Raw genomic sequence first — 24,855 nt, 5'->3', positions numbered from 1 at the left:
ACCTTGCTGAACAAGAATCGTGCCCGCTGGCGCAAGCTCTCAGCGCCACCAAGACGGTGGCGGTCGCATGACGTTATTTCTTCGACTCCAACGGTGGAGGCGGAGCCGAAATTGGTTCTTTGTCTTTGGGGTTGTCGCCTAGGAAATGCGCATCCGCTTTCATGCGCTTGACGACTTCGGCGACCGGGACGCGTTCGATCACGCATCCCCATTCGGCAAGAATCACGATAGATTCGTCCTTCAGCAAGACATCGACTTGCTTAGTGAGATCGCCAAAGCGCTCGGAATGAAGAACCAATTTTGCTCCCATGAGCCGCACAGCGGGATTCTTGTCGCATAACATCGCTTGAACGTCTTCGGGCGACGCGCGGTGCTCAAAAAACGGATAAAGTAGAAAGAAAGTTCCTGGTTCACCGGCGTAGCCCACAGCTGCGCCGCCGACAAATGGTAGTTTTCGATCAAGGTCTTCCATCTGCCGCAGCTGTTCGACCACGAATTTGATATGGCGTGAATACTCACCGGCCTGCGCCGCTAGACTAAGAATGAGAAATAGTAGAATCGTGCGCATCGTTAGAACCTCGTCCCGAGATAGTGCGGCAGCATCTTCCGCCACCAGGGCCAGTCGTGGTTCACGTCCGCGCCCCAGAGGTCGATCTCGTGCGGGATGCCTTTGCTGGCGAGGACGCGGCCGATGGCCTCGGCGGACTCCGGTTTTTCGTAGGCGCCGCGACCGCCGACGAAGTGGATGTGCTTCTTCGCGCGCAACTGCGCGAGCACGCCCTCGTCGTTGAGGTTCGGCAGGTAGTCGAGCGGCGAGTTGAAGTAGACGTCGTCGTCCCAGTAGCCGTCGGTGTAGTCCTTCAGGTCGTAGGCGCCGCTCATCGCGATGCAGCCGTCGAAGAGATCGGGGCGACGGAAAAGCATGTTGGCGCCGTGGAGCGCGCCAAACGATGCGCCGGTGGTGATGATCGGCACGCGGCTGCGGCAATGTGCGTGGATGAACGGCACGACTTCCTCCGCCACATACGCGTTGAACTGCTGGTGACGCACCGCTTTCGCGCGCGGCGCCATGTGGCGGTTCAGCCAGCTTTCGCTGTTGATCGAGTTGATCGAGAAAACCTTCACCTTGCCGCCGTCGATCCACGGGGCGATGGCGTCGATGACGTGGAAGCGCTCGTATTCGAGATAGTCCGCGGCGGCGGTGGGGAACATCAGGAGCGCGAAGCCGTAGTGGCCGTAGACGGCCACTTCCATGTTCTTGTCGAGGCGCGGTGAGTGCCAGGTGTGAATTTCGCGATTCATGCGGTGCGGCGACGCGAGGGCGCGTCGTTGACGGGGGTGACGGGAGGTGAGCGTCCGCTGGCCCGGGCAGACGCGTCAAACAAGCCCAGCGGACCGCACCGCGCAAGTCCGCACGTGGAGCAAACCGCGTCGCCGCCTATTCCTTGTGCGGGACGATCACGATGCCGCACTGGGCCTTCTTCATCACGCCGCTCGCGGTGCTGCCGACGAGGAAGTCGTAGAGCTTACCGTGTCCGTGCGAGCCCATGATGATGTAGTCGGCCGACACGCGCTCGGCTTCCTCGCGGATCATCGTGACGGGCGGGCCGTGGTTCACCTTCGCCTCGCAGGCGATGCCGGCGGAGCGGAACATCTCGACGTAGGTGTCGAGTTTGCCCTTTGCCGCGCGCTCGCCGGACGCGACGGCTTCCTGCAGCACCTCCACCGGCAGCGCGAACTCGCTGGTCACGACCGGCGGCTGCACGACGTGGATCAACGCGACCTTGCCCTCGAACGCCCGGGCAAAGCTGACCGCGGTGTCGATCACTTCCTCGGTCACCGCGGAGAAGTCGATTGGGACGAGGAATGTTTTCATGCCCCATTATCCTCCCGCTGCCGCGCTTTCGCACCGCAGATTTTGCGGTGGGATGCGCGGTAAGGAGACGCGGGAAAATCCCCGAGCCGGGCGCGGAGGCGGCGCGCCGCTTCGCGTTTGCCAATGGCGCGGGGCCGCCAAAGCTGCGCCGACACACACACCCGACGCCCCATGGAAAACGCCCCCGCGCTCCACAGCTGGAAATTCTTCCGCACCGGCGGACTCGACCAAGTCGCCCTCGAAACCGCCGCCGATCTCAAGCACCTCGGCTCGCTCGACCCGAAGCTCTGGGTCGCGCTCAGCTGCCCGGTCAAAGGCCTCGAACTCGACGAGAAAACCCTCGCGTTGATCGACACCGACGGCGACGGCCGCATCCGCGTGCCTGAGTTGCTCGCGGCGGTCAATTGGGCCTCGGCCCGCCTGAAGGACCCGGCGGCGCTCCTCAAGGGCGAGGCCGCATTGCCGCTGTCGGCGATCGACGACTCCACGCCGGAGGGCCAGGCGCTCCTCGCGTCCGCGCGCCGCATCCTCGCCAACCTCGGCAAGGGTGGGGCCGCGGCCGTGACTCCCGCCGACACCGGCGACACGGCGAAGATTTTCGCCAGCAGCGCCGTGAACGGCGATGGCGTCATCCCGCCCGATGCGACCGACGACGCCGGCGTGCAGGCGCTGATCAAGGACATCCTCGCCACGGTCGGCGGCGCCGCCGACCGCGCGGGCGCACAGGGCGTCACCGCCGAGAAGGTCGACGAGTTCTTCGCCGCGGTCGCAGCCTACATCGATTGGGTCGGCAAGAGTTCCGCCAAGGACATCGCGGTGCTCGGCGAGCACACCGAGGCCGCCGTCGCCGCGATCCGCGCCGTGCGCGCGAAGATCGAGGACTATTTCGCGCGCTGCCGTCTCGCCGCGTTCGACGCCCGCGCCATCAGCGCACTCAACCGCGCCGAGACCGACTACCTCGCCGTCGCCGCGAAGGACCTCAAGATCGGCGCGGAGGAAGTCGCCGGCTTCCCGCTCGCGCGCATCGCGCCGGCGCAGCCGCTGCCGTTGCTCGAGGGCGTGAATCCCGCCTGGGCCGCCGCGCTCGCGACGCTGCACCGCGCCGCGGTCGCTCCCGTGCACGGCGCCGACAAGAAGGCGCTGACCGAGGACGAATGGCGCGCGCTCGATGCGCAATTCGCTGCCTACGAGACCTGGCTCGGCGCCAAGGGCGGCAGCGTCGTGGAAAAACTCGGCCTCGCGCGCATGAAGGAAATCCTCGCCGGCGACGGCCGCGCAAAACTCGCGGACCTCGTGGCGAAGGACAAGGCGCTCGAGCCGCAGTTCAAGGCGTTGAGCGACGTCGACCGCCTTGCCCGCTACCACCGCGACCTCCGCGCGTTGCTCCACAATTTCGTCAACTTCGCCGACTTCTACTCGCGCGACCGCTGGGCGATTTTCCAGGCCGGCACGCTCTACCTCGACAGCCGCAGCACGGAGCTGTGCGTGCGCGTCGACGGCCCGAGCCCGCTCGCGGCGATGAGCAAAACCTACATCGCCTACTGCACGTGCACGCGACAGGGGAAGACGATGGCCATCGCCGCCTGCTTCACGCAGGGCGACAGCGATTACCTGTTCGTCGGCCGCCACGGCGTGTTTTGGGACCGCGCGGGCAACGATTGGGACGCGGTGGTCACCCACATCGTCGACAGCCCGATCAGCATCAGCCAGGCGTTCTGGTCGCCCTACAAGAAGTTCATCCGGATGATCGAGGAACAGGTGGCGAAGCGCGCCGCGGCCGCCGACGCGGCTTCGAGCGCGAAGCTCGCCACCGCGGCCGAGCACACCGCGAACGTCGACAAGAACGCGCCCGCGCCCGGCGCGCCGCCGAAGAAGATCGATGTCGGCACGGTCGCCGCCTTGGGCGTCGCCGCCGGCGCAATCATGGGCGCCCTCGGCGCGATCGCGACGGGCCTCGCCAAGCTCGCCCCGTGGCAGCTGCCGCTCGTGTTGGTGGGGGTCATGCTCGTGATTTCGCTGCCGTCGATGGCCATCGCGTGGCTGAAGCTCCGCCAGCGCACGCTCGGACCGCTGCTCGAGGCGAACGGCTGGGCGGTGAACGGCCGCGTGAAGATCAACATCCCGTTCGGCTCCGCGCTGACCGAGATGGCGAAGAAGCCCGCCGGCTCGCGCGTGTCGCTCGAGGATCCCTACGAGGACAAGGAGGCGGCGCGCCGCCAGCGGCAGGTGATCTTCTGGCTCGCGTTTGTGCTCGCCGCCGCCGTGGCGATTTGGATCCGCTGGAACGCGATGAAGCACGCCGACGAACACGGCCACGCGCGCTACTTCTGGCAGGATCGTCCCGCCCCCGCGGCACCGGTGCAGCCCGCCGCTCCGGCCGAGGCGCCGAAGAACTGAGTCGGCGCCGGTCCGTCGTGTAGTCTTGGCCGGCTCCTATCGCAGGATGCCGGCGAGGCTCGCGCGGTCGTCGGTCCAGAGGATCGTCTTGGCCGTCTCGTCCGACGGCTCGTCCATCGCGTCCTGGAAATCCTGGTGGGCGAACTTCGTCGCGTCGGCGCTGAGCAGCATCCACGTCGTGCGGTAGAGCCACCAGTCCTCGGACTTCGGGTTGTCGGAAATCGTGGCGAGGTGGAGCTGGTAGCGCTTGGCGAGGCCTTCGACGACGGGGCGCAGGTCGAGGTAGCGGTTCGAGATGTGCACGGCGATGACGCCGCCGGGCTTCAGGTGTTTCAGGTAGACCGCGAACGCCTCCTCGGTGAGCAGGTGAACGGGAATCGCGTCGCTCGAGAATGCGTCGAGCGCGAGCACGTCGAAGTGCTGCGGTGCGGCGTGCGCGAGCTCGTCTTCCAGCGAGAGGCGCGCGTCGCCGAGCACGATCTTCACGTCGGCGGCGGTGTGGGCGAGGAAGGTGAAGCGGTCGCGCGCGAGCCGCAGGACGGCGGGATTGATCTCGTAGATGCGCATCGTGTCGCCGGGCAGGCCGTAGGCGGCGAGCGTGCCCGCGCCGAGGCCGACGAACCCGAACTTGCGACCGCCCTTCGTGGGCTCGGCGTGATCGAGGGCGAGGCCGATGCCGCTGTTGGCGCCGTAGTAGGTCGTGGCCCATTTGTCGTAGGGCGTTCGGACGAACTGCAGGCCGTGCGTGGTGATGCCGTGGCTGAGCAGGTAGCTGTAGGAAATCGAGTCCGGCTCGCCGTAGGGCCGCACCTTCAGCGTGCCGTAGAAGTTGCGCGACGACTCGATCATGCCCGCGTTCGTGCCGGTGATTTGGATGACGAATACCGCGCCGAGGAGGGCGGTGAGCGAGAGCGGCAGGAACGAGAAACGCACGCGCCAATCCTCCGGCAACCGTGCCTGCAGCGCGCCGCGCAGCGACCACAGCAGCATCATCAGCACCGCCACGGCCCACCAGCGATACTCGAGGTAGAACGCGTAGTAAGTGTTCGCGTAGTTCTTCACGTGGCCGAACCAGCCGGGCTCCGTCGCGCGGTTAAGGAAGAACGCGGGCAGCAGCGCAATGCCGATCAACGTGCCAGCGCCCGTGCCGAGCGCGATGGAGCGGCTGCGTTGCACGAGGCAGAGCGCGGCCAGCAGGTAGGCGAGCGCCCAGTAGCCGAGGTGCAGCTCGTAGTAGTCGTTGAACACGACGGGCGCGACGAGGCCGACGAAGATGCCGCCGAGCGCGCCGCCGAACGACAGATGCAGGTAGAAACTCGTGAGGTGCCGCGGCGCCGGGCGGAGGCGGTAGACCTCGCCGTGGCAGATCATGCAGGCGACGAAGAGCGATGCGGTGTAGGCGACGATCTGCAGGAGAATCGGCGCGTGCAGCCCGAGCGACACGAAATAGGCGACCGCCGTGCCCGCGACGACGAAGAGCGCGGCGAACCAGCCGCGCGCATACCAGCGCGGGTGATCGAAGCTCAGGATGAAGCTCACGAGATAGATCGCGAGCGGCAGCACCCAGAGGAACGGAATAACCGCGACGTCGACGCAGAGCTTGCTCGTGGTGCCGACGAGGAGGACCGACGCCGTGGCCGGCAGTGCGACCCAGAAGAATTTCTGTAGGAGCGTGGGCTTGGCGTCGTCCGGCGCGCCGTGGCCGTTGGTCGCGTCCCCGCCCAACTCCGTATTACGGAGTTTCTCGTCGGGCGCGGCGGGGTCGGCGCGGCGGATTTGCCAGGCGCACACGCCGCAGAGCACCACGAAGCCCGCGAGCGCGCCGGACCACGCCCAGGCTTGCGCGGAGCGGGAGAGCAGCGGCTCGATCGCGAAGGGATACCCGATGAGCGCGAGCAGCGAGCCGACGTTCGAGAGCGCGTAGAGGCGGTAGGGGGACTTGTCCGGATGCGTGAGGCTGAACCAGCGTTGCAGGAGCGGGCCGGTGGCGGAGAGCAGCAGGTAGGGCAGGCCGAGCGTGGCGGTGAGCAGCAGGAGAATGCGTTTTGTCGGCTCGTCGCCCGGGCCCGGTTTCCAGGCCGCGTCGGGGATGATCGGCAGCCAGACGAGACAGAGCGCCAGCAGCACGAGATGCGTCAGGGCCTGTGTGCGGGGCTTCAGCCGCGTCGACGTGAAGTGCGCGTAGGCGTAGCCGCCGAGCAGCAGGGTTTGGAAAAACAGCAGGCAGACAGTCCACACGCCCGGGCCGCCGCCGAACCACGGCAGGATGTATTTGCCGATGAGCGGCTGGACGAGGAACAGCAGGAACGCGCCGAGGAAAATGGTGAGGGCGTAGAGCGGCATCAGGAAAATATGGGGAGCCGCGCCGGATCGACGCGGCCCTCGCCAGACATGCGGATTGGCGCGCTGGTTCGGCTCACTTCGCGAGGTAGAAGGGATTCGGGAGCTTGAAGGTGCGCTCGGCGTAGCCGCCCGCGAGGTCGCTGGCTTGGTCGCCGATGTTGGCGATGATGGTGTAGCCTTCCTCTTCCACGAGCTTGCGGCGGGTGGCGGTTTTGAATGCCTCCGTCGTGCCGCGGTCGTTCGTCGCCTTGTAGAAAATGCGCGTGTAGCCGCCGAGTCCGGCGCTGCGGAGATTGTTTTCCGTCCCGGGCTGGTCCGTCGTGCGGCGGCCGGTGATGAAGATCACGGCGACGTTGTGGGCGCGGGCGGCGAGGTAGACTTCGCGCACGGGGGCGATGGCGGTCGCCTGCGCCTCCTCGATCCACTCATCCCATTTCTTCGGCACGTAGCCGTAGTCCATCGCGAGCATGTGCGGCAGGTTGGAGAGCAGCGTCTCGTCGAGGTCGAACACGATGGCGAGTTTCCCGCCACCCTGCGGCGCGCGCGTTTCGACCCATTGCTTGGCTTCGGCGGCGACGGCGCCGAGTCCGGCCTCATAGCGCCCGCTGTCGACGTAGGCTTTGAGCTCCTGTTTGAGGAGGTAGAGATTGTAGGGCTCGGCGGGCGCGGGCGCGACGGCCGGGGAGGTCTGGCTCGCGGCTTGGGGCGGCGCGGTGCGATCGGGAGTGCGCGAGGGCGGGTTGACGCAGCTGGTGAGAACGAGGGACAGGCCGGCCACCAGCGCCGGCGCGACGAGGCGTCTTTGCATCCGGCCACAGTGCGGCGTGCAGGGGAAAATTCAATCGGTTTACCGCCGTGTTCCTCGGGAAGCGGCGACGGCTCGCCAGCGGACGCTTGACGAACGGCGCACGCCAGCAACCTTCGCGGGCATGTCCGATCTCCGTCATGAAGCTCCCACGCCGCGCGCCACGCGCTGGCTGGCGGCGTCGTTGGCGGTCGTGATCTGGGCGCTTGGTGTCTTCGCCGCCAGCCCGGAGCTGCACGCGACGCTGCACCACGACAGCGACGCGCATGCGCATGAGTGCGCCGTCACGCTCTTCGCGCATGGCGTGGAGTCGCTCGGCGGCGCGCCGGTGCTGCAAACCCTTTCCGATGCCCGTGAACTCGGGCGCGTCGCGCTGCCTTCGTCGCACGAATGGAGCGCGCCGGACTACCGTCTGCGGCCGGCCTGCGGGCCCCCGCTTTGCTGAACCAACGATCCTGAAACGCGGGCGCTCAAGCGAGCGCGCCGCTGGCCGTCATTCGTCCGGTTCCTTTCGTTCCGCAGCGCACTGCTGCGGGACGCGTTCGTTCGTTCAGCATGAAATCCTTTTCCCTTTTCCCACTCTTTCTGGGCAGCGTCGCGCTCGCGACCGCCCAAACCGTCCCGCCGGCCGATGCGCCGCAGGACAAAGTCAAACTCAGCGAATTCGTCGTCACTTCCAGCGCGCTCGATCGCGCTGTCGACGAGATCGCCCAGCCGGCCTCCGTGCTCGGCGGCCCGCGGCTCGATGTCGCGCGGCAATCCAGCCTCGGCGAGACGCTCGCGGGCGAGCCCGGCGTGTCGTCGACCTATTTCGGTCCCGGCGCGTCGCGTCCGGTCATTCGCGGCATGGGCAGCGATCGCATCCGCGTGCTCACGAGCGGCGTCGGCACGATGGACGCGTCGGTGGTCAGTCCCGATCACGCGGTGAGCATTGACCCGTTGCTCGTCGACCGCATCGAGCTCGTGCGCGGTCCGGCGACGCTACTCTACGGCGGTTCGGCGATCGGCGGCGTGGTGAACGTGATCGACTCCCGCATCCTCGAGGAAAAGCCCGCGCGCGCGCTCGAAGGACGCGTCGAAACGCGGTTCGGTTCCGCGGCCGACGAGCGCTCGGGCGCCGGCGTGTTCACGGGAGGCGCGGGCGACTGGGCGTGGCGCCTCGACGGCTTCACGCGCAAGACCGACGACGTGAAGATTCCCAGCTTCGGGCCGACCGACGAGCGGCGAGTGGAGATGGCCGCCGCGGGCGAACCGATCTCGCACGGCACGCTGATCAACAGCGCGACCGAGAGCGACGGCGCGGGCTTTGGCCTGACGCGCTTCCTCGGCGAGAACGGCGCGGCGGGGCACGTCGGCGCGTCTTACAGCGGTCTCAACTCCCGCTACGGCACGGTCGCGGAGCCCGATGTCACCATCGAGCTGCGCCAGCGCCGGTGGGACGCACATGCGGAACTGCTGCAACCGACGGCGTGGCTGCGCGCGGCGAAGTTTCAGCTCGGCGTCGCCGACTACCAGCACACCGAATTCGAGGGCGCGGACGTCGGCACCGTCTTCAAGAATCGCGGCTACGAAGGCCGCCTCGAGCTGTTGCATGCACCGGTCGGTCCGCTCACGGGCGCGATCGGGCTGCAGGCTTCGCGCAGCGACTTCGAGGCCATCGGCGAGGAGGCGTTCCTGCCGCAGTCGGTGACGACCAACCGTGCGCTCTTCCTCTACGAGGAATTGCGGCGCGATAGCGTCACGTGGGAGTTCGGCACGCGCTTGGAGCAGCAGAAAATCGCGCCGGACGCCGCCAGCGGCTTCGCGCACCGGGACGACACGCTGGTGGGATTCTCGGGCGGCACCGTCTGGCGCCTGCCCAACGACTACGCGCTCGCGATTTCGGTCACGCGCAGCGAGCGCGCGCCGAACGCGCAGGAGCTGTTCGCCAACGGCCCGCATGTCGGCACGGCGGCGTTCGAAGTGGGCGATCCGACGCTGCGTCCCGAGAAGGTGAACGGCGTGGACCTCAGCCTGCGCAAGCGCGCGGGTTTCCTCACGGGCGCGGTGACGGTGTTCGCGAACCGCTTCGACGGATTCATCTTCGAGCAGGCGACCGGCACCGACGATGCGGCGACGGGGCTGCCGATCTATCGCTTCCAGCAGGGCGCGGCGCGTTTCATCGGCGCGGAACTTGAACTCACGACGCATCTGTTCGAGACGAAGACGTCGCGCGCCGAACTGCGGTTCACGGCCGACACCGTGCGCGCGGATAATCTCGATGCGGATCGCCCGCTGCCGCGCATCCCGCCGTCGCGTTTCGGCGTCGCGGCGGACTGGGTCACCGGGCCGTGGGCGTTCACGGCCGAGGTGCGCACGGCGGGCCGGCAGGATCGCACGGCGGAGAACGAGACGACGACGGCGGGCTACGCGCTTGTGAACGCCTCCATCACGCGGCGCGTGAAGCTGGGCGGCATCCACGCGGAGCTTTTTCTCCGGGGCACCAACCTCAACGACGCCACGGCGCGCGTGCACGCGTCGTTCCTGAAGGACATCGCGCCGCTGCCGGGCCGGGACGTCTCGGCCGGCGTGCGTTTCGCGTTCTGACGCGGTTTATTGTGTCTCGCCCAATGCCCTGACGGCAGCGAGGTAGGGGCCGTTGCCCCAACGGCCCTTGGAATGAGAGCCAGGGCGGTTGAGGGCAACCGCCCCTACCGGGCGACCCCGTGTGTCAGCCTGATAGATGAGCCTCCATAGATTCGTCGCCGCCCGTGCAGACTCGGGCGGCTTTTTTTTCGGCATGTTGCAGGGTAGGACGGCGCGTGTCCGACCCCGGGTGCTAGAGTGGAGCTACAAATCCACCCATGAACACGATCTCCCTCCGCTCTCCTCTCATCGAATGCCGCTCCGCCCTGTCGCTCCTCGGGCTCCGCACCCAGGAGGATTTCGACGAACTCATCCACGTTGGCCAGGACGGCGAATTTCGCCTGTCGCTCAGTGGTCGCCCGCACGGCCAGCAAGTGAAGTGCTTCATCTCGCTCGCCGAGGAGCGCCTGCTCACGAGCGGCATCGAGCTGTTCCACGAGCTGGCAGTCGAGGGTCACCCGGTGGTGAGCTACGGCGCGGGCCATGGCAGCGTGTCGTTCGGTTTCGAGTGGTATCACCCGACCGGCGCGGACTGGAAAATCTCGGCGCAACGCATCGAGCTGCTGATGCAGCGGCTGGTGGTCGCGCTCGGGCCGAAGCCGGCGCCGGTGCGCCGTCGGCTGCCCGCGGGGCGCAAGCCGTCGATGTTCTCGGAACTCGTGCCGGCGATGGTGCGTCCGCTCGCGGCGTAAGCGGGGTGATTCGATTGGGAACTCAGGAAATCGGGAGGACGGCATCGGCGGCCGGCGGTGCACGTGGCCCTGATTTCTGAGTTCCTGAGTCCCAGATGACTCCGTGTCGCGTGGGGCGCGGAAATACGCCACCGCCTACGTTTTCGCGGGGCGGCTCGTCGGGACGACTCGCCCTACCTTGAGGCGGGCGAATGCGGGCCGGTGCCCGGAGGTCGCGGGCTACCTCGGGCCGCGCCGCGCCGTGTAGCGTTGCGCGATCGCGTCGGCTTTCGCGCGCACGAGTTCGCGCAGCTCTTTGGGCGAAACGACTTCGGCGTCGCCGCCCCAGCCGAGCAGCCAGCGCACGATCTCGTCGAGGCCGCCGAGCTGCACGGTGAACTCCACCGCGCCGCCGGGCAGGTCGCGCGTTTCCTGCGATTCGTGCCAGAAGCGCTCGCGAATCTGGTCCGCCACGGCGGCCGTGAAGCGCACGACGACGCGGTAGTCGCCGGTGCCCACGAACGCGCCGAAGGCTTTGCCGAAGAATTTCTCGGCGGAGAAATCAGCCGGGCGTTCGAAGCGCCGCTCGGTGACCGTGAGCGCCTGCATGCGCGCGAGGGAGAACGTCCGCAGCGCATCGCGCTCGAGATCGTGACCGACGAGATACCAGGCGCTCTCGCGGTTGGCGAGGTGGTAGGGCTGGACGCGGCGCTGCTCGACGGCGGCGCTGGCGGGCTTGCGGTAGTCGAACGCGACTTCGTGCGACTCGTTCACGGCGCGCGAGAGGCGCTCGAAGAGTTTCAGGTCGGAGCGGCCGAGGCCGGCTTGGTGGAAGGAGATGTTACCGAGCGTGCCGGTGGGCGAGAAGCTGATGCGGTCGTTGAGGCCGGCGGAGAGCTTGTCGAAGGCGTGGGCGAGTTGCGCGTGGTAGGGTGTGCCCTTGTATTGCTCGAGGGCCTTGCGCGCCACGAGTAGCGCGAGCAGCTCGCCCTCGCTGATCTGCACGGTCGGGAAATTCTTCACCGGGTAGGCGTAGCGCCAGGTGAAGGTCTGCGCGTCGTATTCGCAGGGCAGGTCGAGCTGGTCGCGCATGAACGCGAGGTCGCGCATGATCGTCTTCGTGGAAACCTCGAGCTGCTCGGCGAGCTTGGTGCAGTTGGTCTGCCGGCCGTCCTGCAGGATTTCGTGGATGCGCAGCATCCGCGCGAGCGGCGGGCGGGAGGAGGGCAGGGCACCTTTCGGCATGCGGGGTTCACCAAACACGCGCGGCGCGCGGGCGCACGGCAAATTTCGCGGGAAGACGCTTGGCGTCGGCGCGCGGCGGGGTTTTTGTCGCCGGCATGGAGCCACGCGAAACCGCCGCCGTCTACGATCGCATTGGCGACCATTGGATCGGGCCGGACTTTCACGCGGCGAACGGCATCGCGGCGCACGAGCGGGCGCTGGCGTTCCGCGAGGCGGGCGGCGGCCACGCGCTCGATCTGGGCTGCGGCGCCAACGGCCGGTTGCGCGCGCTCCTGCGGCGCCGCGGATTCGCGGTGGAGGGCGTCGACCTTTCGGCGCGGATGATCGAGCTCGCCCGGCGCGCCGAGCCGGACGCGACGTTTCACCATGCGGACATCTGCGAATGGGTGCCGCCGCGCGCCTACGATTTCATCACGGCGTGGGACAGCATCTGGCATGTGCCGCTCGATCGGCAGCTGGGCGTCGTGGCGAAACTGTGCGCCGCGCTCGCGCCGGAGGGCGTCCTGATCTTCACCAGCGGAGGTCTCGACGAGCCGAACGAGGTGACGAATCCCTGCCACGGTGTGCCGCTGTATCACGCGGCGCCCGGAGTGCCGAATATCCTGCGCACGCTGGGCGAGGCGGGCACGACGCTGCGGCACTTCGAGTTCGACCAATGGCCGCAGGCGCACGTGTTTTTCGTCGCGCAACGGGCGTGAGCACGCGCGGCACGGGGCGGCGGCGCGGCACGGCGTGGCGCGAACTCAGTCGGCCATCGCCGCCGCCAGCGTGCGTTGGGGGAATTCCGGGAGGAAGTTCAGCTGCCGCGCAGCGGCGAAATAAGTCGCGCGGTCCTGCCAAGCCCGGAGGCGCGGCGGTCAGGAGGCGAAGCCGGCGCGGAGCGGGGCGATGGCGCGCTCGTAGGCGTCGTGGAGCTTGAACGTCTGGTGCGCGGCGAATTTCTGGCCGAGTTGCGCGGCGAGGTAGAGCGCGCACGCGACGACGGCCATGGCGCCGGTGACGTAGAAGGCGGCCGGTTCCTGGTCGATGAAGAGCTGTGCGCCACCATAGATCGCGGACAGCGTGCCGAGCATGCCGGTGCCGATGTAGCCGTAGAGGAAAATGGACCAGACCTCGATCTCGGGGCCGAACGTGCCCTCGATCAGCGTGCCGCCCTCGGGCCAGTCGTAGAGGCTGAGCATGAGGCGCGGCGAATAGTAGCGGCGGTCTCCCTCGGCGATGTGGATGCCGACGAATTCATCGAACGGCCGCAGCTCGAACGTCCCGGACGGTTCGCGGGCGAGCGAGGCGAGGATCAGTTTCTTCGTTTCGTCGCGATGGGTGGGGACCGTCTCGGAAAAACGCGGACGAACACGAAACGAGCTCAGGGGCGCGGAGCTGCTCATGGGGTGGTGGGGCGCTGGAGAGCGAAGCACGCCGCCGGAGAAACGCACGCCTGAAGTCGGAGGACGGAGGGCGGAAGACTGAAGACGGAGGACGGAAGGCGGAGCGCGGAGGACGGGGCACCGAGGACGAGGGGCGGATCTATCGCGGTGCGATGGCGCGTGGCTTCAGCGCGGAGAATAAATTGTCCGCCGGACTTTCAGGCGTGATGACCAATTCGGTGGCCAAGCCCTAGCGATCGGCATTCGTCACCGTTAAGCTCCGCGGTGGGAGTGGGACTACTCGAGCGGATCGCAGCGGCATGTATGGGATAGTATGCCTGATGAGTTTCCTGAAAGAACCGGCGGACACGGAGTATATCGGCGCACGCGCCGTGCGGCTTGACGAGAAAAGCGCGACGGCGCGCGGCGGAGCAGACGCGCGGTGATTGGCCGGCGGCGGGCGCGCGTCAGGCGACGTTGGGCGTTTTCAAGCGGAAGCCGATGAGGCCGGCGTTGGCGTCGAAGAAGAAATCGGCGCCGCGAATGACGTTGATGCCGGTGTTGACGAAGGGCGCGGGCGCGGCGGCGACGGATTTGGGCGGCTGGATCGGGAGGAAGGTCTTCGGCTGCATGATCGAAGCGCTGATGACGTTGTAGGGGCCGGTCATGCTGTCGGGCGCGACGGGTGAGCCGACGGTGAGCGCGTAGCTCAGGATCGAGCCGCCGCTGGTGCCCGGCCAGCTGAGCGTGATTTGGGCGCCGGAAACCGTCTGGAAGTCCAGCGGCACGCCGATGCCGAGCATCATCAAGTTGACGCCGGTATCGAGGAGCGCGGTGCCGCTGTAGGTTTGGGCCGGAGCGTGGGCGGGCTGGAAGGTGATCTGCACGGCGGGCGTGATCCATGTGGCGGGCGCGTCGCCGGGCGTGAGCTTCTGGAAGGCGAACTCGGCGGCGTTGGGCAGCGTGTCGGCGGTGTAGCCGAGCCAGATGCCTTCGGTGGTGAGCAGGTAGGACGGGTTGATGCCCGGGGCGTTGAGAAACACGTTGGTGCCGAACTGCGACGGCCGGCCGAAGCCGACGCCCATCATGCCCTCGCCCGGTTGCGCGTTGTCGGCGCCGACGACGGTGACGTTGCGGGCGATGAAGGCGGCCGCGCCGTTGCCTGCGCCGACGGCGAGTTCGGCGATGGTGTAGAGGTAGCCGGTCAGGGAATTTTGCGACGGCTGATAGTGGATCGTGATCGGGTCGCCGCGCGTGACGCCGGGCAGCGGTCCTTTTTCGAGGACGCCGTCGACGTAGAGGACGGATTCGGGAATCACGATGCCGCACGAGCCGGTGTCGACCTGGCAAGGGTGGACGAGGCCCGGTTGCGGCGCGTTGGGCGAGACCTGGAGCGTGACGTTGTAGCTGTTGCCGGCGTCGGTGCCGTTGAAGGGCGAATGCGTGAGGGGAACTTGGACGATGGTGGGCATGAGGGGCGGAGGGTCAGAAGTTGACGGTGGCGGGGAAGCGAACGAGGCCGTTCGCGAGATCGAACATGACCGGCGAGGAATAGAACGGGTTCAGGCCGGTGTTGATGTAGCCGGCGGGGATGTTGAGGGCGCCCTGGGTGGCCCAGCCGGCGACGCTCGGTGGCGAGCTGTTGGTGAAGTTGAGCACCGCGAACGACGGATTCGCGGAGGGCACAAGGGCGATCTGGTCGCCCACGAGCGGCTTGTAGCTCGGCGTAACGACGTTGCCCTTGTGAATCATCGTGTGGGCTGCGCCGGTGTCGAAAACGACGGCGACGGGTTCGGGCACGGTCTGCCCGCCGACACTGAGCTGGGCTTCGATCAGCGTCTCGGCGAACGTGGCGATCGGCGCGGCTGCCGGGCCGGAGATGTAGGGCGGTTGCGCGGTCATCGGGACCGTGTTCGGGAATTGTTGCCGCAACGCGTCGGTGAGGCCGACGATCACGCGCGGTGGCGATTGCACGCCTTGGTCCGCCGTTGGCGGATAGGGGCCGATGTCGACGATGAAGCCGGTATTGTAGGGCGCGGGCAGTTGGGCGAGCACGGTCAGCAGCTGCGGCTGGCCCTGCTGGGTGTAGGCTTGGAGCGACGCGCCGAAGTCGCCGTAAAGCTTTTGGAAGATCGGGAATTGGTCGTATTTGCCGGAGACCTTCCCGACCAGTCCGACGACAGCCGTCGCCGCCAAGGGTGTGTTCGCTTCCGGGAAGCTGAGCGTGAGTGAGACCGGCTGGGCCTGGTATTCGATGCCGCTGGTGTAGGAAATCTGCAGCGTGCAGTCCTCGAGCGCGGGCGTCGGGATCTGGCCGCTCGGCGCCATCCAGAAACCTTGTCCGCCGGTATCGAGTTCGAAGAGGAGATCGTTGGATTGGTTGCCTTGGGCGTCTTGCGCTCGGACGACCAAACCGAGCTTGTAGCCACCGCCGCCGATCGGGACGGCGTGGAGGGGAATGATCGCGGACGAGCCGGCGACGATCAGATCCGCGGGGATCGGGAGCGGAGCGGGGAGGGGAGGCGTGGGTGTGGACATGGGGACGTGGGTTGGCGGACAAAGAAAAACGGGCCGCCGCACCGTGAAGTGCAGTGGCCCGTGGCGCGGCACGAAGACAGCGCGCGAGGGCGAATCAAGCCGCGAGATTACTCCGGCGAGCGAAATTTTCGGCGCCGTGCCGCGCTCAGCGGCGCGGCGGGCGGCGGTTGCGTTCTTCCCTTCGGGCGGAGCGCGGGGTTAGGCTGGCGTTCTTCCTCGGGGAAGAATGAACCATGAACACTGAAGCGACAGCGAGCGACGACAGCGGACCGATCCACGTGGTGATCACGCGCCGGGTGCGGCCCGGGTGCGAGGCGCAGTATCAGGACGCGCTGCGGAGCTTTTTCCAAAGCTCCTTCGCGCATGACGGCGTGCTCGGCGCGAGCATGATCGTGCCGCCGCCGGGGTCGGGCTCGACGGAGTTCGGCATCCTGCGGACGTTCGCGAGCGCGCGCGATCGCGATGCGTTCTATGCGTCGCCGCTGTTTCAGGAGTGGAACAAGACGGTGGCGCCGTTTGCGGAGGACGACTGGACCTCGCGGCAGTTGCACGGGATGGAAGCGTGGTTCCGCTCGCCGCGGAGCGCACCGGCGCGCTGGAAGATGGCGCTGCTGACCTGGGCGGCGGTGTGGCCCGCGACGGTCGCGGTGCGCGCGCTCCTGCAACCGCTGCTCGGCGCGACATTGCCCGCGGTGCTGTTCGCCGGCGCGGTGGCGGCGGGAGTGGTGGTGTTGCTGACGTGGCTGCTGATGCCGTGGCTCGTGCGCGCCGCGCGCGGCTGGCTGCAACCGCCGGAGCACCCGAAGCTCGGCGAGGCGCGGCGATACGGGCGCGGCTGATGGCGGCGACGACGGGTTCCCCGTCGGGGCCGCTTCGGCGCTGGCAACAGATTCAGCGTGCGGGGGCCGGTTTCCCGCGCGGCGGGGCGCGGACGAAGGCCGTGGCGCGCGAGTCGGGCCGGCAGCCGGCGCTCGTTCCGGCGGGTCAGTTCGTGTTCCCAAATCCGGACAACGCGCCAGCCCAACGTGCGCAGTTCGCGGTTCACGCGGCGGTCACGAGCCATGTTGCCCGCGGCCCAAAACGCGGCGTTGTTCAGGGGTTGGGTCGCGTGCTTAGGGCAGCTGTAGACGTATGCCGTAACCCTCAGCTGCGCCTACCAAACGTGCTGCCGTCTTCTGTGGAGATGCTGCCGTCGGGCCAAACATCGACCGGAAGAATGAAGTCGTCGATGGCGATGGCATCGTTGAATTCTCGTTCACCAGCAAGGAACTGTCTCAGTTGTTCCATTAATGTGTCCGCGATTTCACGCTGAGCATCGACTTCAGTGTCGTAGATGATTGGAAGGTCACTCTCGTTATACCACGCTGGCACTAGTCCTTCGCAGATTGTTTGAGTGAATATCGCGTAGGCAGACCGGGTAGGCTGTCGGAATTCTTGCACGTTGATTCAGTGTTCCAAAATGGAACACTATTCAAGTCGAGACCTGGTAACCTGGACGAGTGGGTGTTCCAAAAAAGAACAATAATCTCGTCGGGAGGCGGGTAAAAAAAGCTCGGCTGGCGCTCAAACCGAAGCTCTCGCAGGACGCGCTTTCTGGAAAGCTCGCAGCGAGAGGTGTCGCCATTGATCGAGCCGGAATTGCCAAACTCGAGGCGGGAAGCCGTTACGTTTCGGACTTTGAGGTGAAAGCTCTGGCTGCGGCGCTGGGCGTCTCGGTGGGTTGGTTGTTGGGAACGGAAAGCTGAAATGGCTTACGAGATCATCTCATACCCAGAGATGTGCCTCAAAGAGGGCACGAGCTTGCAGCGAGGAATGAACTTCCGGCTGCACGGGAAGCATTCGGTGATCTTGATGTCTGTGCGACCAAATGCCCCCTACGCCGATCGTGTTGAAGAAGACGGACGCGTGCTTATCTACGAAGGACACAACGAGAACAAGACGGCGGACTGCAAGTATCCGGAGTTGGTGGATCAGCCCGAATTCACGAAGACGGGTCGCCCAACTGAGAATGGCAAATTCAAGAGCGCAGCGTTGGCGTTCAAGGCTGGTTTGCGCGTCCCGGAACGCGTGCGAGTCTATGAAAAAATCAAGGACGGCATCTGGTCCTACAATGGCGTGTTTCACCTAGAAGATGCGTGGGTTGAGCAAGCGGAGAAAAGAAAGGTCTTTAAGTTCAAGCTGACTGCGGTTCTGGGAGAAGAAGATGATACGCAGCCAGTGCCTGCGCAGCCGAACCCGGGCCGAATGATACCTACGGCGGTAAAACGTGAGGTTTGGAAACGCGACGGGGGCAAGTGTGCGCAGTGTGGCACTTCCAAAGACCTGCACTTCGATCACATCATTCCTTGGTCAAAGGGTGGCTCTTCAACTGACCCGCAGAACATCCAGCTCCTCTGTGCTTCGCATAACCTGAGTAAGAGCGACGAAATTGTTTAAGGGTGATCACTAGCCCCTGTTGTTAACCTCCCGCGCGCGTTTCACCACGGCGTGGCCGGCGGTGGGAAAGGCGTTGTTGAGGAAGGTCTCGGTGCCGCCCTCGAGTGTGAGAAATACGGCGGCGAGATAGCGGTCGTATTTGTCGCGCTTCGCGGTGCAGCTGGTGACGCTCTGCACGCGGGCGAGAAACGTGTCGGATTGGGGCGCGCTGAGGGAAGGCGGCACCCGCGCTCGGAGATCGCGGGCTACCGGAAGGTCGCGGGCGGCTTACTTTAGCTCCAGATCGTTCGGCTTCACTTCCTTCACGGCCCACTTGGTGACCGTGAGGCCTTTGGAGGTGCGGGTGCTGACGGGGATGGAGGTGAGATCGAAGTCCAGTTCGCGGACGCGGGCGCCGCTGCGGCCGTCGAGGCTCACGTGGATGTTCTTCGGCATGTCCTTCTCCTTGTCGGCGACGTGCAGCCACACGAGCTTCGAGCCTTCGCTCTTGGCGAGCGGGTAGAGCTTGTCGCGGCTCAGGCCGCCGATCTGGAATTTCTTCGCGAACGTCTTCCCGTCGGGGCCGTCGCGGTAGACCATGGTGTAGAACTTCTGGTCGCCGTCCTTCGGCCAGATGGAGATGTGCCGAATGTCGCGGCCCATGAAAACCTTGTCGGCGACCTTCGTGACCTTGAGCGAGGCGTCGCCCATGATCGTGAGCACGCTATCGAGGATCGTGCACTCGGTGACGAATTCGTGCTGGCGCCAGTTGAGGCCGATGAAGCCGTCGTCGCGGTTGACGTAGAGGCGCTGGTTGGCGGAGACGACGGCGGAGGCGTCGATCTGCTCGATCTCGTCGTAGCTGGTGCGGCGTTTGATGCCCTTGCCGTATTTTTCCTGCAACATTTCGAACCACGCGACGGAGTAGCCGGTGAGGTTCTTGAGATTGGCCTTGGTCTCCTTGATGCCGTCCTCGATTTTCTTGATGGCCTCGTCGGCTTGGAAACGGTTGTAGGCGGAGATGCGTTTGATGCGGATTTCGGTGAGTCGCGTGATGTCCTCGTCTGTCACTTCGCGGCGGAGCGTCTTCACGAAGGGCTTCAAGCCCGTGCGGATTTCCTCGAGCACGCTTTCCCACGTCTTCGATTTCTCGATGCGGTGGTAGATGCGGTTCTCGATGAAGATGCGCTCGAGCGAATCCCAGTGCCACTGCTGCTCGAGTTCGCCGAGCTTGATCTCGAGTTCGCGCTTGAGGAGCTCCTTGGTGGCGTCGACCGAGCGCTTGAGGATTTCGCGGACGCCGAGGAACTGCGGTTTGTCCTCGCCGTTCTCGCCGCGGACGATGACGCAGGCGGCGGGGTTGAGCTGCACCTGGCAGCTGGTGAACACGTAGAGCTGCTGGATGACCTTCTCGGGCTCGGAGCCCTGCGGCAGGTGGATGAGGATTTCGACGGAGTCGGCGGTGTTGTCGTCGACGTGCTTGATCTTGATCTTGCCCTTCGCGTTGGCGGCGAGGATCGACTCGATGAGCGATTCGGTGGTGACGCCGAAGGGCAGTTCGGTGACGGCGAGGAGATACTTGGAGCGCGCTTCGATCTTGGCGCGGACCTTCACCTTGCCGCCGCGCTCGCCGTCGTTGTATTCGGCGAAGTCGGCGGTGCCGCCCGTCGGGAAGTCGGGGAGGATGCGGAAGGTTTTCCCTTGCAGGTGATTGATCGCGGCGCGGCAGAGGTCGTTGAAATTGTGCGGGAGAATCTTCGTCGACAGGCCGACCGCGATGCCGTCGGCGCCCTCGAGGAGCGCGATGGGGAACTTGGCGGGGAGGGTGACGGGCTCCTTGGCGCGGCCGTCGTAGCTGAGCTGCCACGTCGTCGTCTTCGGGTTGAAGAGCACTTCGCGCGCGAACGGCGTCAGGCGCGCTTCGATGTAACGCGGGGCGGCGGCTTCGTCGCCCGTCATGGTGTTGCCGAAGTTGCCTTGCGGCTCGATGAGCCACCCGCGTTGGGCGATGCCGACGAGCGCGGCGCCGATGGAGGCGTCGCCGTGCGGGTGCAGCTTCATCGTGGCGCCGACGACGTTGGCGACCTTGTGGAAGCGGCCGTCGTCCATGTCCCACAGCGTGTGGAGCACGCGGCGTTGGACGGGTTTCAGGCCGTCGTCGAGGTGCGGGACGGCGCGGTCGAGGATGACGTAGCTGGCGTAGTCGAGGAACCAGTTGCGGTAGGCTTTCGCGAGCGGCGCGGTTTCGTCCTGGACCTTTTCGCCCTTGGCGCGGCGCGGGGCGTCTGCGGAAGCTGAGAGCTGAGAGCTGGGAGCTGAGGGCTGGGCGGATGCGGAGGACGGAGGACTGATTGCGGAGGACGGACCGGATGAAGCGGTTTCCGTCTTCGAATCTCCGTCTGCGGCCTTCTGCCCTCTGTCCTCCGGTGCAGCGGCGGCGGCACTGGCGGCGTCGAGCGGAAGCTCGGCTTGGTCGGTGGGTTTCTTGGACGGTTTCTTCTTGGACATCTGCGGGGAGAAAGTGGGAGGTGACAGGCCTCAAGTAACAAGACGGAAGCCGAAATCTCGGGGCTTGTTACTTGGGACTTGGCCCTTGGAACTTGCTGGGGCGGGCGGGGGGCCGTCAAGCGGTCGGTTGACGGGAGGCGGGGGCAGCTGGATCGCCAAGGGCCGCTTCACGGACCTCGCGATGACAAGCCGCCAAACGCAGGTCGCGGGCTACCCGGCGCGCGCGGCGAGCCAGTCGCGGGCGCGGACGAGGGCGGCGCGGATTTCCGAAATGGGCGCGGGCTTCGCGATGAATTCGTGCATGCCGGCGGCGAGCACGCGGTCGCGATCCTCGGGACGCACGCTGGCGGTGAGCGCGATCACGTAGGGCGGGCGAAGGAGCGGCACGGTCTGGCGCAATTCCGCCACGACGCCGAAGCCGTCGACCTCGGGCATTTGCAGGTCCATGAAGACGACGTCGAAGTCGTCGGGCCGGGCGAGGGCGGCGAGGGCGGCGCGGCCGTCGTGCGCGAAGACCGGGGCGTAGCCGGAGGCTTCGAGGCCGAGGCGCATGAGCCGGCGGTTGTTCTCGTTGTCCTCGACGACGAGGATGCGCAACACGCCGGCGGCCGCAGTCACGGCCGCAACGGGAGCGGCGGGCGCCGCGTCCGCCACGCGTCCGACGGGCAGCTCGAGAATGAAGCGCGAGCCGGCGCCGAGCGTGCTCTCGACCTCCAGCGTGCCGCCCATGAGTTCGGCGAGGCGGCGGCTGATGGCAAGGCCGAGACCGGTGCCGCCGTGCTGGCGGACGTTGGAGGAGTCGACCTGGGAAAACGCGCGGAACAAGCGCGGCAAATGTTCGGCGCTGATGCCGATGCCGGTGTCGATGACCTCGCAGCGGAGCAACCAGCCGGCGCCGCGCGGCGTGGTGGCGACGCGCAAGATCACGCGGCCGGCCGCAGTGAATTTGACGGCGTTGCTGAGGAGGTTCGTGAGGACTTGGCGGAGTCGCGCGGCGTCGCTGACGATGCGGGCGGGCAGCACCTCGATGCCGTCGGAGACGAGCGCGAGCTGCTTCGCGGCGGCCGGCTGGCGCACGAAGTCGAGGGCGTCGCGGCAGAGTTGCGGCAGGTCGAACGGCGCGGCGGCGAGTTCGAGGTGGCCGGCTTCGATCTTGGAGAAATCGAGGATGTCGTTGATGAGCGCGAGCAGGTGCTCGCCGCTGCGGCGGATGATGTCGATGTGCTCGCGGTGGTCGGCTTCCGGGGCGTCGGCCATGAGCGAGGCGAAGCCGATGACGGCGTTGAGCGGCGTGCGGATCTCGTGGCTCATCACGGCGAGGAACTCGCTCTTGGCGCGGCTGGAGGACTCGGCGGCCTCCTTGGCGGCTTCGAGGGCGGCCTTGCTGGCGTTGCGCTCGGCGACGAGCTGCTGCATGACGGCGGCGAGTTCGAGGACGTCGTTGCTGCCGTGGGCGGCGGCGAGGTCGGGTGCGCCGAGGGCGCGGATGGAGGAGCGGAGTTTCTCCAGCACGTCGTGCTCGAGGGCGTTTTGGTGGCGGAGCGATTCGACGGCGGCGCTGAGCTCGTCGGAGCTGAGCTTCATCGCGCGGTCGAGCAGCTGGCGGTCGGCGTCGGACTGCTCGTAGGCGCTCTCGACGGCGCGCAGGAACGCCTCCAGCCGCGGGTCGTCCGGCGGAGCGTCGCCGAAATGCTTGCGCATCTGGCGCGCGAGGAGGCGGTGCGAAGGCGTCATGCTTCGGACAGCGACGTGATCGTCATCGTCTGGTTGTGCAGCTGGCAGGCGCCGTCGCCCTGCGGCGCGAGTTCGCCGTAGGAGTAGAAACCGGTGATGACGGAGCGGGTGCCGACGGCGTCGCGGACGAGTTCGGTTTCCTCCTCGGTGCGCTGGCCGAGCACGATGCGGCGGCCGATGCAGCTGACGCAGAGCACGAGTTCCGGTTCGTCGCCGCGGGCGGCGGTGGCGGCGCGGGCGGCGCCGTCGATGATGTCCTCGTAGGAAGCGCGCATGAAGCGCACGCGCGCGCCCATCGGGATGTCGCCGGCGAACGTCATGCTCGGCGCGGCGTCGTCGATCGAGAGAATGGTGCGCACGACCGGCGCGGCGGCGCCGATCGGGTGGACGCTGAGCGGGAAGCGGAACGCGGTGCCCGGCAAACCGCGTGCCTGGTCGCCGAGGTAACTCTTGTAGAGGTCGAGCGCGGAACGGCCGTCGAGTTCGAAGAGTTGGTTGCCGACGGAGCGCGTCACGATGCGCTCGGGACCGAAGGACGACCAGCCGCCCTCGCAGCCGTAGTGCACGCGCAGCTGGGTGCCGTAGAAACCGAGTGCGACGATGCGGCCATCGGTCGGGAGTTCGTCGAGACCGACCAATGTTTTTTCGAAACGATCGCCGTCGCCGGCGAGGCCGCCGGTGACTTTGACGGCGGCGGGCAGGTGCGCGACGAGGCCGGCGACGAATTCGCTGCCGTTGGTGATCGCGCCGTCGCAGAGCACGAAGACATGCGCGAGGTCCGGCCGCGCGAGTTCGCGGCCGAGGTGGGCGCCGCACGCGCGACTGTCGGAGGGTTGCGCGATGGTGGTGGAGAGGCAGCGCACCTCGCTGCGCTCGAAGGCGACGGCGGTGGCGGTGAGCGAGCCGACATGCACTTCCGTGCCGACGATTTCGCCGGCGGTGGAGCAGCAAACGAGGCGCGCGGACGGGAAGCGCGCGCGCAGCCCGGCGAGGTTCGGCGCGGTGAGCAGGGCGCGTTCGCCGAAGACGAGCACGAATTGCGGCGCGACGCCGGCGAGCGAGCCGTGGTGCGGGCACCATTCCTGGGCGGGGGTAAAAAGCAGCTGTTCGACTTTCATCTCCTGAACATCGGCGCGCGGGGTTTGCCGATTGAATCCCGAAACTTGGGAAAATCGGCAGACGGCACGAGGACTAATTTGCTCCCGGCGAGTGGCTTCCTCGCCGCTGGTCAATCCCGCCGGGCCGTTGGTCAATCGCCAGTCGTGAGTCGCGCGTGGCAGCGCAGTTTGCCGGGCAATCCCGATGCCCGCGGTCACCTCCCATCCGCCCTTCGCCTCGACGTCCCCGCGGGAACGTCTGGCCGAGCATCCGGCCGCTTATCGGCTCGAAGACCTCGGCGAACTCGCGCCCGGCGTGCCGCTGCTGCCGGTGGCGCTGAACGACGCGGGGCAGGTCGCGCTTTACGGACACCCGACGGAGCGCGTCGTGAAGCCCGACGCGGTGCGCGGCTTCGTGCGCGACAACGGCGCGCTGGTGGAGCGCACGAGCGTCGCGGGCGGCGTGCCGGTGACGAGCCTCAGCGGCAACGGCCTGCTCGCCGGTCAGCGGCGCGCGGGCGCTGGTCCGCTCCACGCGTGGGCGGCGCATCGCAACGGCTTCGGCGCGGAGTTCTGGCCCGAGGCCGAGAGCTGCGCGGCCGGCGTGAACAACGTCGGCGAAGTGGCGGGCCACGTGACCTTCGTTTCGGACGGTCGCGTGCGCCGGCGCGTTTTTCTCCACGACGGTGGCGAGCCGCGCTTCATGCCGGTGCAGACCGGCGGCAACGCGGTGGCGATGGCGTTGAACGACTCGGGCACCGTGCTGGCGAATTGCGCGTGCGGGCTCTTCGAAACGCAGTCGCAGATCGCGCTGTGGTGGGGCGACGCGGTGACGCTGATCAAGCCCGAGACCGGCGGCGGCCTGTGGGGCACGGCGCTGACGCCGGGCGGTCGTGTGTGCGGGCGGCTGATGACGCCGCAGGGCAACATCCATGCGTTCCTGCACGAGGGCGGTCGCACCTACGATTTGAACTCGAGCGTGAGCCACCAGAGCGAAGCGCTGGCCGCCAACGACGCGCGCGTCGTGGTCGGGCGCTACATGGACGACAACGGACGCCGCGAGGCGTTTCGCTGGACGCCGGCCGACGGCATGCGCGCGCTGGCGGATTACGTGAAGGCCGCGCCCGGCTGGCTCCTGCAAAAAGCGGTCGCCGTGAACGCGGCGGGCTGGATCGCGGGCACCGGTTTGAAGGACGGCGGGCTGCGAGGATTTCTGCTCATGCCGGTCAGCTGAGCA

23 protein-coding genes are annotated in these 24,855 nt (G+C 67.0%); 9 read left to right on the top strand and 14 right to left on the bottom strand.

Annotation, left to right across the window (positions count from 1 at the left end; translation table 11 throughout):
• Positions 1–73: 73 nt before the first annotated feature.
• From HZA32_06135 to HZA32_06125, 3 genes are all read right to left on the bottom strand, one after another.
• Entirely contained in the window at positions 74–568 is a 495-nt protein-coding gene (locus HZA32_06135) for a hypothetical protein (protein ID MBI5423648.1), read from the bottom strand.
• Between the two features lie 2 nt (positions 569–570).
• Complete coding sequence (locus tag HZA32_06130) at positions 571–1,302, bottom strand: esterase family protein (GenBank protein ID MBI5423647.1); 732 nt, start codon at positions 1,300–1,302, stop codon at positions 571–573.
• A gap of 136 nt (positions 1,303–1,438) precedes the next feature.
• Positions 1,439–1,876 (bottom strand): universal stress protein, encoded by a 438-nt coding sequence (locus HZA32_06125; GenBank protein MBI5423646.1) that lies wholly within the window; start codon positions 1,874–1,876, stop codon positions 1,439–1,441.
• Positions 1,877–2,047: 171 nt separating this feature from the next.
• Here HZA32_06125 and HZA32_06120 point away from each other — a divergent pair, with 171 nt between their 5' ends.
• Positions 2,048–4,273, top strand: coding sequence for a hypothetical protein (locus HZA32_06120; protein MBI5423645.1), 2,226 nt, complete (start codon positions 2,048–2,050; stop codon positions 4,271–4,273).
• A 36-nt stretch (positions 4,274–4,309) separates the two neighbouring features.
• Here HZA32_06120 and HZA32_06115 read toward each other — a convergent pair whose 3' ends face one another.
• Positions 4,310–6,616, bottom strand: coding sequence for a fused MFS/spermidine synthase (locus HZA32_06115; protein MBI5423644.1), 2,307 nt, complete (start codon positions 6,614–6,616; stop codon positions 4,310–4,312).
• 73 nt (positions 6,617–6,689) lie between these two features.
• Positions 6,690–7,424 carry an HAD family acid phosphatase gene (locus HZA32_06110; protein ID MBI5423643.1) on the bottom strand — a complete coding sequence of 245 codons (735 nt, stop codon included), beginning with the start codon at positions 7,422–7,424 and terminating at the stop codon, positions 6,690–6,692.
• Between the two features lie 121 nt (positions 7,425–7,545).
• On the opposite strand from HZA32_06110, the gene HZA32_06105 reads away from it, so the two are divergent.
• From HZA32_06105 to HZA32_06095, 3 genes are all read left to right on the top strand, one after another.
• Entirely contained in the window at positions 7,546–7,866 is a 321-nt protein-coding gene (locus tag HZA32_06105; GenBank protein MBI5423642.1) for a hypothetical protein, read from the top strand.
• Between the two features lie 110 nt (positions 7,867–7,976).
• The gene (locus HZA32_06100; protein MBI5423641.1) at positions 7,977–10,007 is read left to right on the top strand and encodes a TonB-dependent receptor; all 2,031 of its coding nucleotides are present in this window, start codon (positions 7,977–7,979) and stop codon (positions 10,005–10,007) included.
• A 257-nt stretch (positions 10,008–10,264) separates the two neighbouring features.
• Positions 10,265–10,738, top strand: coding sequence for a hypothetical protein (locus HZA32_06095; GenBank protein ID MBI5423640.1), 474 nt, complete (start codon positions 10,265–10,267; stop codon positions 10,736–10,738).
• A gap of 219 nt (positions 10,739–10,957) precedes the next feature.
• Here HZA32_06095 and HZA32_06090 read toward each other — a convergent pair whose 3' ends face one another.
• A complete protein-coding gene (locus HZA32_06090; protein ID MBI5423639.1) occupies positions 10,958–11,962 on the bottom strand; it encodes a WYL domain-containing transcriptional regulator in 1,005 nt (334 codons plus the stop codon).
• A 95-nt stretch (positions 11,963–12,057) separates the two neighbouring features.
• Here HZA32_06090 and HZA32_06085 point away from each other — a divergent pair, with 95 nt between their 5' ends.
• Positions 12,058–12,660 carry a class I SAM-dependent methyltransferase gene (locus tag HZA32_06085; GenBank protein ID MBI5423638.1) on the top strand — a complete coding sequence of 201 codons (603 nt, stop codon included), beginning with the start codon at positions 12,058–12,060 and terminating at the stop codon, positions 12,658–12,660.
• 159 nt (positions 12,661–12,819) lie between these two features.
• Here HZA32_06085 and HZA32_06080 read toward each other — a convergent pair whose 3' ends face one another.
• The 3 genes from HZA32_06080 to HZA32_06070 form a co-directional block, all read right to left on the bottom strand.
• On the bottom strand, positions 12,820–13,347 hold the full coding sequence (locus tag HZA32_06080; GenBank protein ID MBI5423637.1) for a hypothetical protein: 528 nt from the start codon (positions 13,345–13,347) through the stop codon (positions 12,820–12,822).
• Positions 13,348–13,793: 446 nt separating this feature from the next.
• Positions 13,794–14,798: a hypothetical protein gene (locus HZA32_06075; GenBank protein MBI5423636.1), complete on the bottom strand. Its 1,005-nt coding sequence runs from the start codon at positions 14,796–14,798 to the stop codon at positions 13,794–13,796.
• 13 nt (positions 14,799–14,811) lie between these two features.
• On the bottom strand, positions 14,812–15,864 hold the full coding sequence (locus HZA32_06070; GenBank protein ID MBI5423635.1) for a hypothetical protein: 1,053 nt from the start codon (positions 15,862–15,864) through the stop codon (positions 14,812–14,814).
• 233 nt (positions 15,865–16,097) lie between these two features.
• On the opposite strand from HZA32_06070, the gene HZA32_06065 reads away from it, so the two are divergent.
• Entirely contained in the window at positions 16,098–16,703 is a 606-nt protein-coding gene (locus HZA32_06065) for an antibiotic biosynthesis monooxygenase (GenBank protein ID MBI5423634.1), read from the top strand.
• 304 nt (positions 16,704–17,007) lie between these two features.
• On the opposite strand, the gene HZA32_06060 is transcribed toward HZA32_06065, so the two are convergent.
• Complete coding sequence (locus tag HZA32_06060; GenBank protein ID MBI5423633.1) at positions 17,008–17,235, bottom strand: hypothetical protein; 228 nt, start codon at positions 17,233–17,235, stop codon at positions 17,008–17,010.
• 128 nt (positions 17,236–17,363) lie between these two features.
• Here HZA32_06060 and HZA32_06055 point away from each other — a divergent pair, with 128 nt between their 5' ends.
• Positions 17,364–17,609 (top strand): helix-turn-helix transcriptional regulator, encoded by a 246-nt coding sequence (locus HZA32_06055; GenBank protein ID MBI5423632.1) that lies wholly within the window; start codon positions 17,364–17,366, stop codon positions 17,607–17,609.
• Position 17,610: 1 nt separating this feature from the next.
• Complete coding sequence (locus HZA32_06050) at positions 17,611–18,300, top strand: HNH endonuclease (GenBank protein ID MBI5423631.1); 690 nt, start codon at positions 17,611–17,613, stop codon at positions 18,298–18,300.
• A 9-nt stretch (positions 18,301–18,309) separates the two neighbouring features.
• Here HZA32_06050 and HZA32_06045 read toward each other — a convergent pair whose 3' ends face one another.
• The 4 genes from HZA32_06045 to HZA32_06030 all read right to left on the bottom strand — a co-directional run bounded on the left by HZA32_06045 (position 18,310) and on the right by HZA32_06030 (position 23,639).
• Entirely contained in the window at positions 18,310–18,525 is a 216-nt protein-coding gene (locus HZA32_06045; protein MBI5423630.1) for a hypothetical protein, read from the bottom strand.
• A gap of 42 nt (positions 18,526–18,567) precedes the next feature.
• Positions 18,568–20,787 (bottom strand): DNA gyrase/topoisomerase IV subunit A, encoded by a 2,220-nt coding sequence (locus HZA32_06040; protein MBI5423629.1) that lies wholly within the window; start codon positions 20,785–20,787, stop codon positions 18,568–18,570.
• A 210-nt stretch (positions 20,788–20,997) separates the two neighbouring features.
• On the bottom strand, positions 20,998–22,521 hold the full coding sequence (locus tag HZA32_06035) for a response regulator (GenBank protein MBI5423628.1): 1,524 nt from the start codon (positions 22,519–22,521) through the stop codon (positions 20,998–21,000).
• Entirely contained in the window at positions 22,518–23,639 is a 1,122-nt protein-coding gene (locus tag HZA32_06030; GenBank protein ID MBI5423627.1) for an FIST C-terminal domain-containing protein, read from the bottom strand. The genes HZA32_06035 and HZA32_06030 overlap by 4 nt, the downstream gene beginning before the upstream one ends.
• 184 nt (positions 23,640–23,823) lie before the next feature.
• Here HZA32_06030 and HZA32_06025 point away from each other — a divergent pair, with 184 nt between their 5' ends.
• On the top strand, positions 23,824–24,852 hold the full coding sequence (locus HZA32_06025) for a hypothetical protein (GenBank protein MBI5423626.1): 1,029 nt from the start codon (positions 23,824–23,826) through the stop codon (positions 24,850–24,852).
• The last annotated feature ends 3 nt before the right edge of the window (positions 24,853–24,855 follow it).

This window comes from Opitutia bacterium, from assembly GCA_016217545.1.
Lineage (GTDB): Bacteria > Verrucomicrobiota > Verrucomicrobiia > Opitutales > Opitutaceae > Didemnitutus.
Note: the sequence above shows the minus strand (reverse complement) of the source record. Positions and strands in the feature narration are given on the sequence as shown.

What these genes read in the sequence shown, in the direction of transcription:
- HZA32_06105 (MBI5423642.1), top strand. Translation starts at nt 7,546, where the DNA reads ATGTCCGATCTCCGTCATGAAGCTCCCACGCCGCGCGCCACGCGCTGG.
- HZA32_06070 (MBI5423635.1), bottom strand. Translation starts at nt 15,864, where the DNA reads ATGTCCACACCCACGCCTCCCCTCCCCGCTCCGCTCCCGATCCCCGCG.
- HZA32_06065 (MBI5423634.1), top strand. Translation starts at nt 16,098, where the DNA reads ATGAACACTGAAGCGACAGCGAGCGACGACAGCGGACCGATCCACGTG.
- HZA32_06090 (MBI5423639.1), bottom strand. Translation starts at nt 11,962, where the DNA reads ATGCCGAAAGGTGCCCTGCCCTCCTCCCGCCCGCCGCTCGCGCGGATG.
- HZA32_06115 (MBI5423644.1), bottom strand. Translation starts at nt 6,616, where the DNA reads ATGCCGCTCTACGCCCTCACCATTTTCCTCGGCGCGTTCCTGCTGTTC.
- HZA32_06135 (MBI5423648.1), bottom strand. Translation starts at nt 568, where the DNA reads ATGCGCACGATTCTACTATTTCTCATTCTTAGTCTAGCGGCGCAGGCC.
- HZA32_06080 (MBI5423637.1), bottom strand. Translation starts at nt 13,347, where the DNA reads ATGAGCAGCTCCGCGCCCCTGAGCTCGTTTCGTGTTCGTCCGCGTTTT.
- HZA32_06120 (MBI5423645.1), top strand. Translation starts at nt 2,048, where the DNA reads ATGGAAAACGCCCCCGCGCTCCACAGCTGGAAATTCTTCCGCACCGGC.
- HZA32_06130 (MBI5423647.1), bottom strand. Translation starts at nt 1,302, where the DNA reads ATGAATCGCGAAATTCACACCTGGCACTCACCGCGCCTCGACAAGAAC.
- HZA32_06050 (MBI5423631.1), top strand. Translation starts at nt 17,611, where the DNA reads ATGGCTTACGAGATCATCTCATACCCAGAGATGTGCCTCAAAGAGGGC.
- HZA32_06025 (MBI5423626.1), top strand. Translation starts at nt 23,824, where the DNA reads ATGCCCGCGGTCACCTCCCATCCGCCCTTCGCCTCGACGTCCCCGCGG.
- HZA32_06040 (MBI5423629.1), bottom strand. Translation starts at nt 20,787, where the DNA reads ATGTCCAAGAAGAAACCGTCCAAGAAACCCACCGACCAAGCCGAGCTT.
- HZA32_06035 (MBI5423628.1), bottom strand. Translation starts at nt 22,521, where the DNA reads ATGACGCCTTCGCACCGCCTCCTCGCGCGCCAGATGCGCAAGCATTTC.
- HZA32_06125 (MBI5423646.1), bottom strand. Translation starts at nt 1,876, where the DNA reads ATGAAAACATTCCTCGTCCCAATCGACTTCTCCGCGGTGACCGAGGAA.
- HZA32_06110 (MBI5423643.1), bottom strand. Translation starts at nt 7,424, where the DNA reads ATGCAAAGACGCCTCGTCGCGCCGGCGCTGGTGGCCGGCCTGTCCCTC.
- HZA32_06100 (MBI5423641.1), top strand. Translation starts at nt 7,977, where the DNA reads ATGAAATCCTTTTCCCTTTTCCCACTCTTTCTGGGCAGCGTCGCGCTC.
- HZA32_06030 (MBI5423627.1), bottom strand. Translation starts at nt 23,639, where the DNA reads ATGAAAGTCGAACAGCTGCTTTTTACCCCCGCCCAGGAATGGTGCCCG.
- HZA32_06075 (MBI5423636.1), bottom strand. Translation starts at nt 14,798, where the DNA reads ATGCCCACCATCGTCCAAGTTCCCCTCACGCATTCGCCCTTCAACGGC.
- HZA32_06085 (MBI5423638.1), top strand. Translation starts at nt 12,058, where the DNA reads ATGGAGCCACGCGAAACCGCCGCCGTCTACGATCGCATTGGCGACCAT.
- HZA32_06095 (MBI5423640.1), top strand. Translation starts at nt 10,265, where the DNA reads ATGAACACGATCTCCCTCCGCTCTCCTCTCATCGAATGCCGCTCCGCC.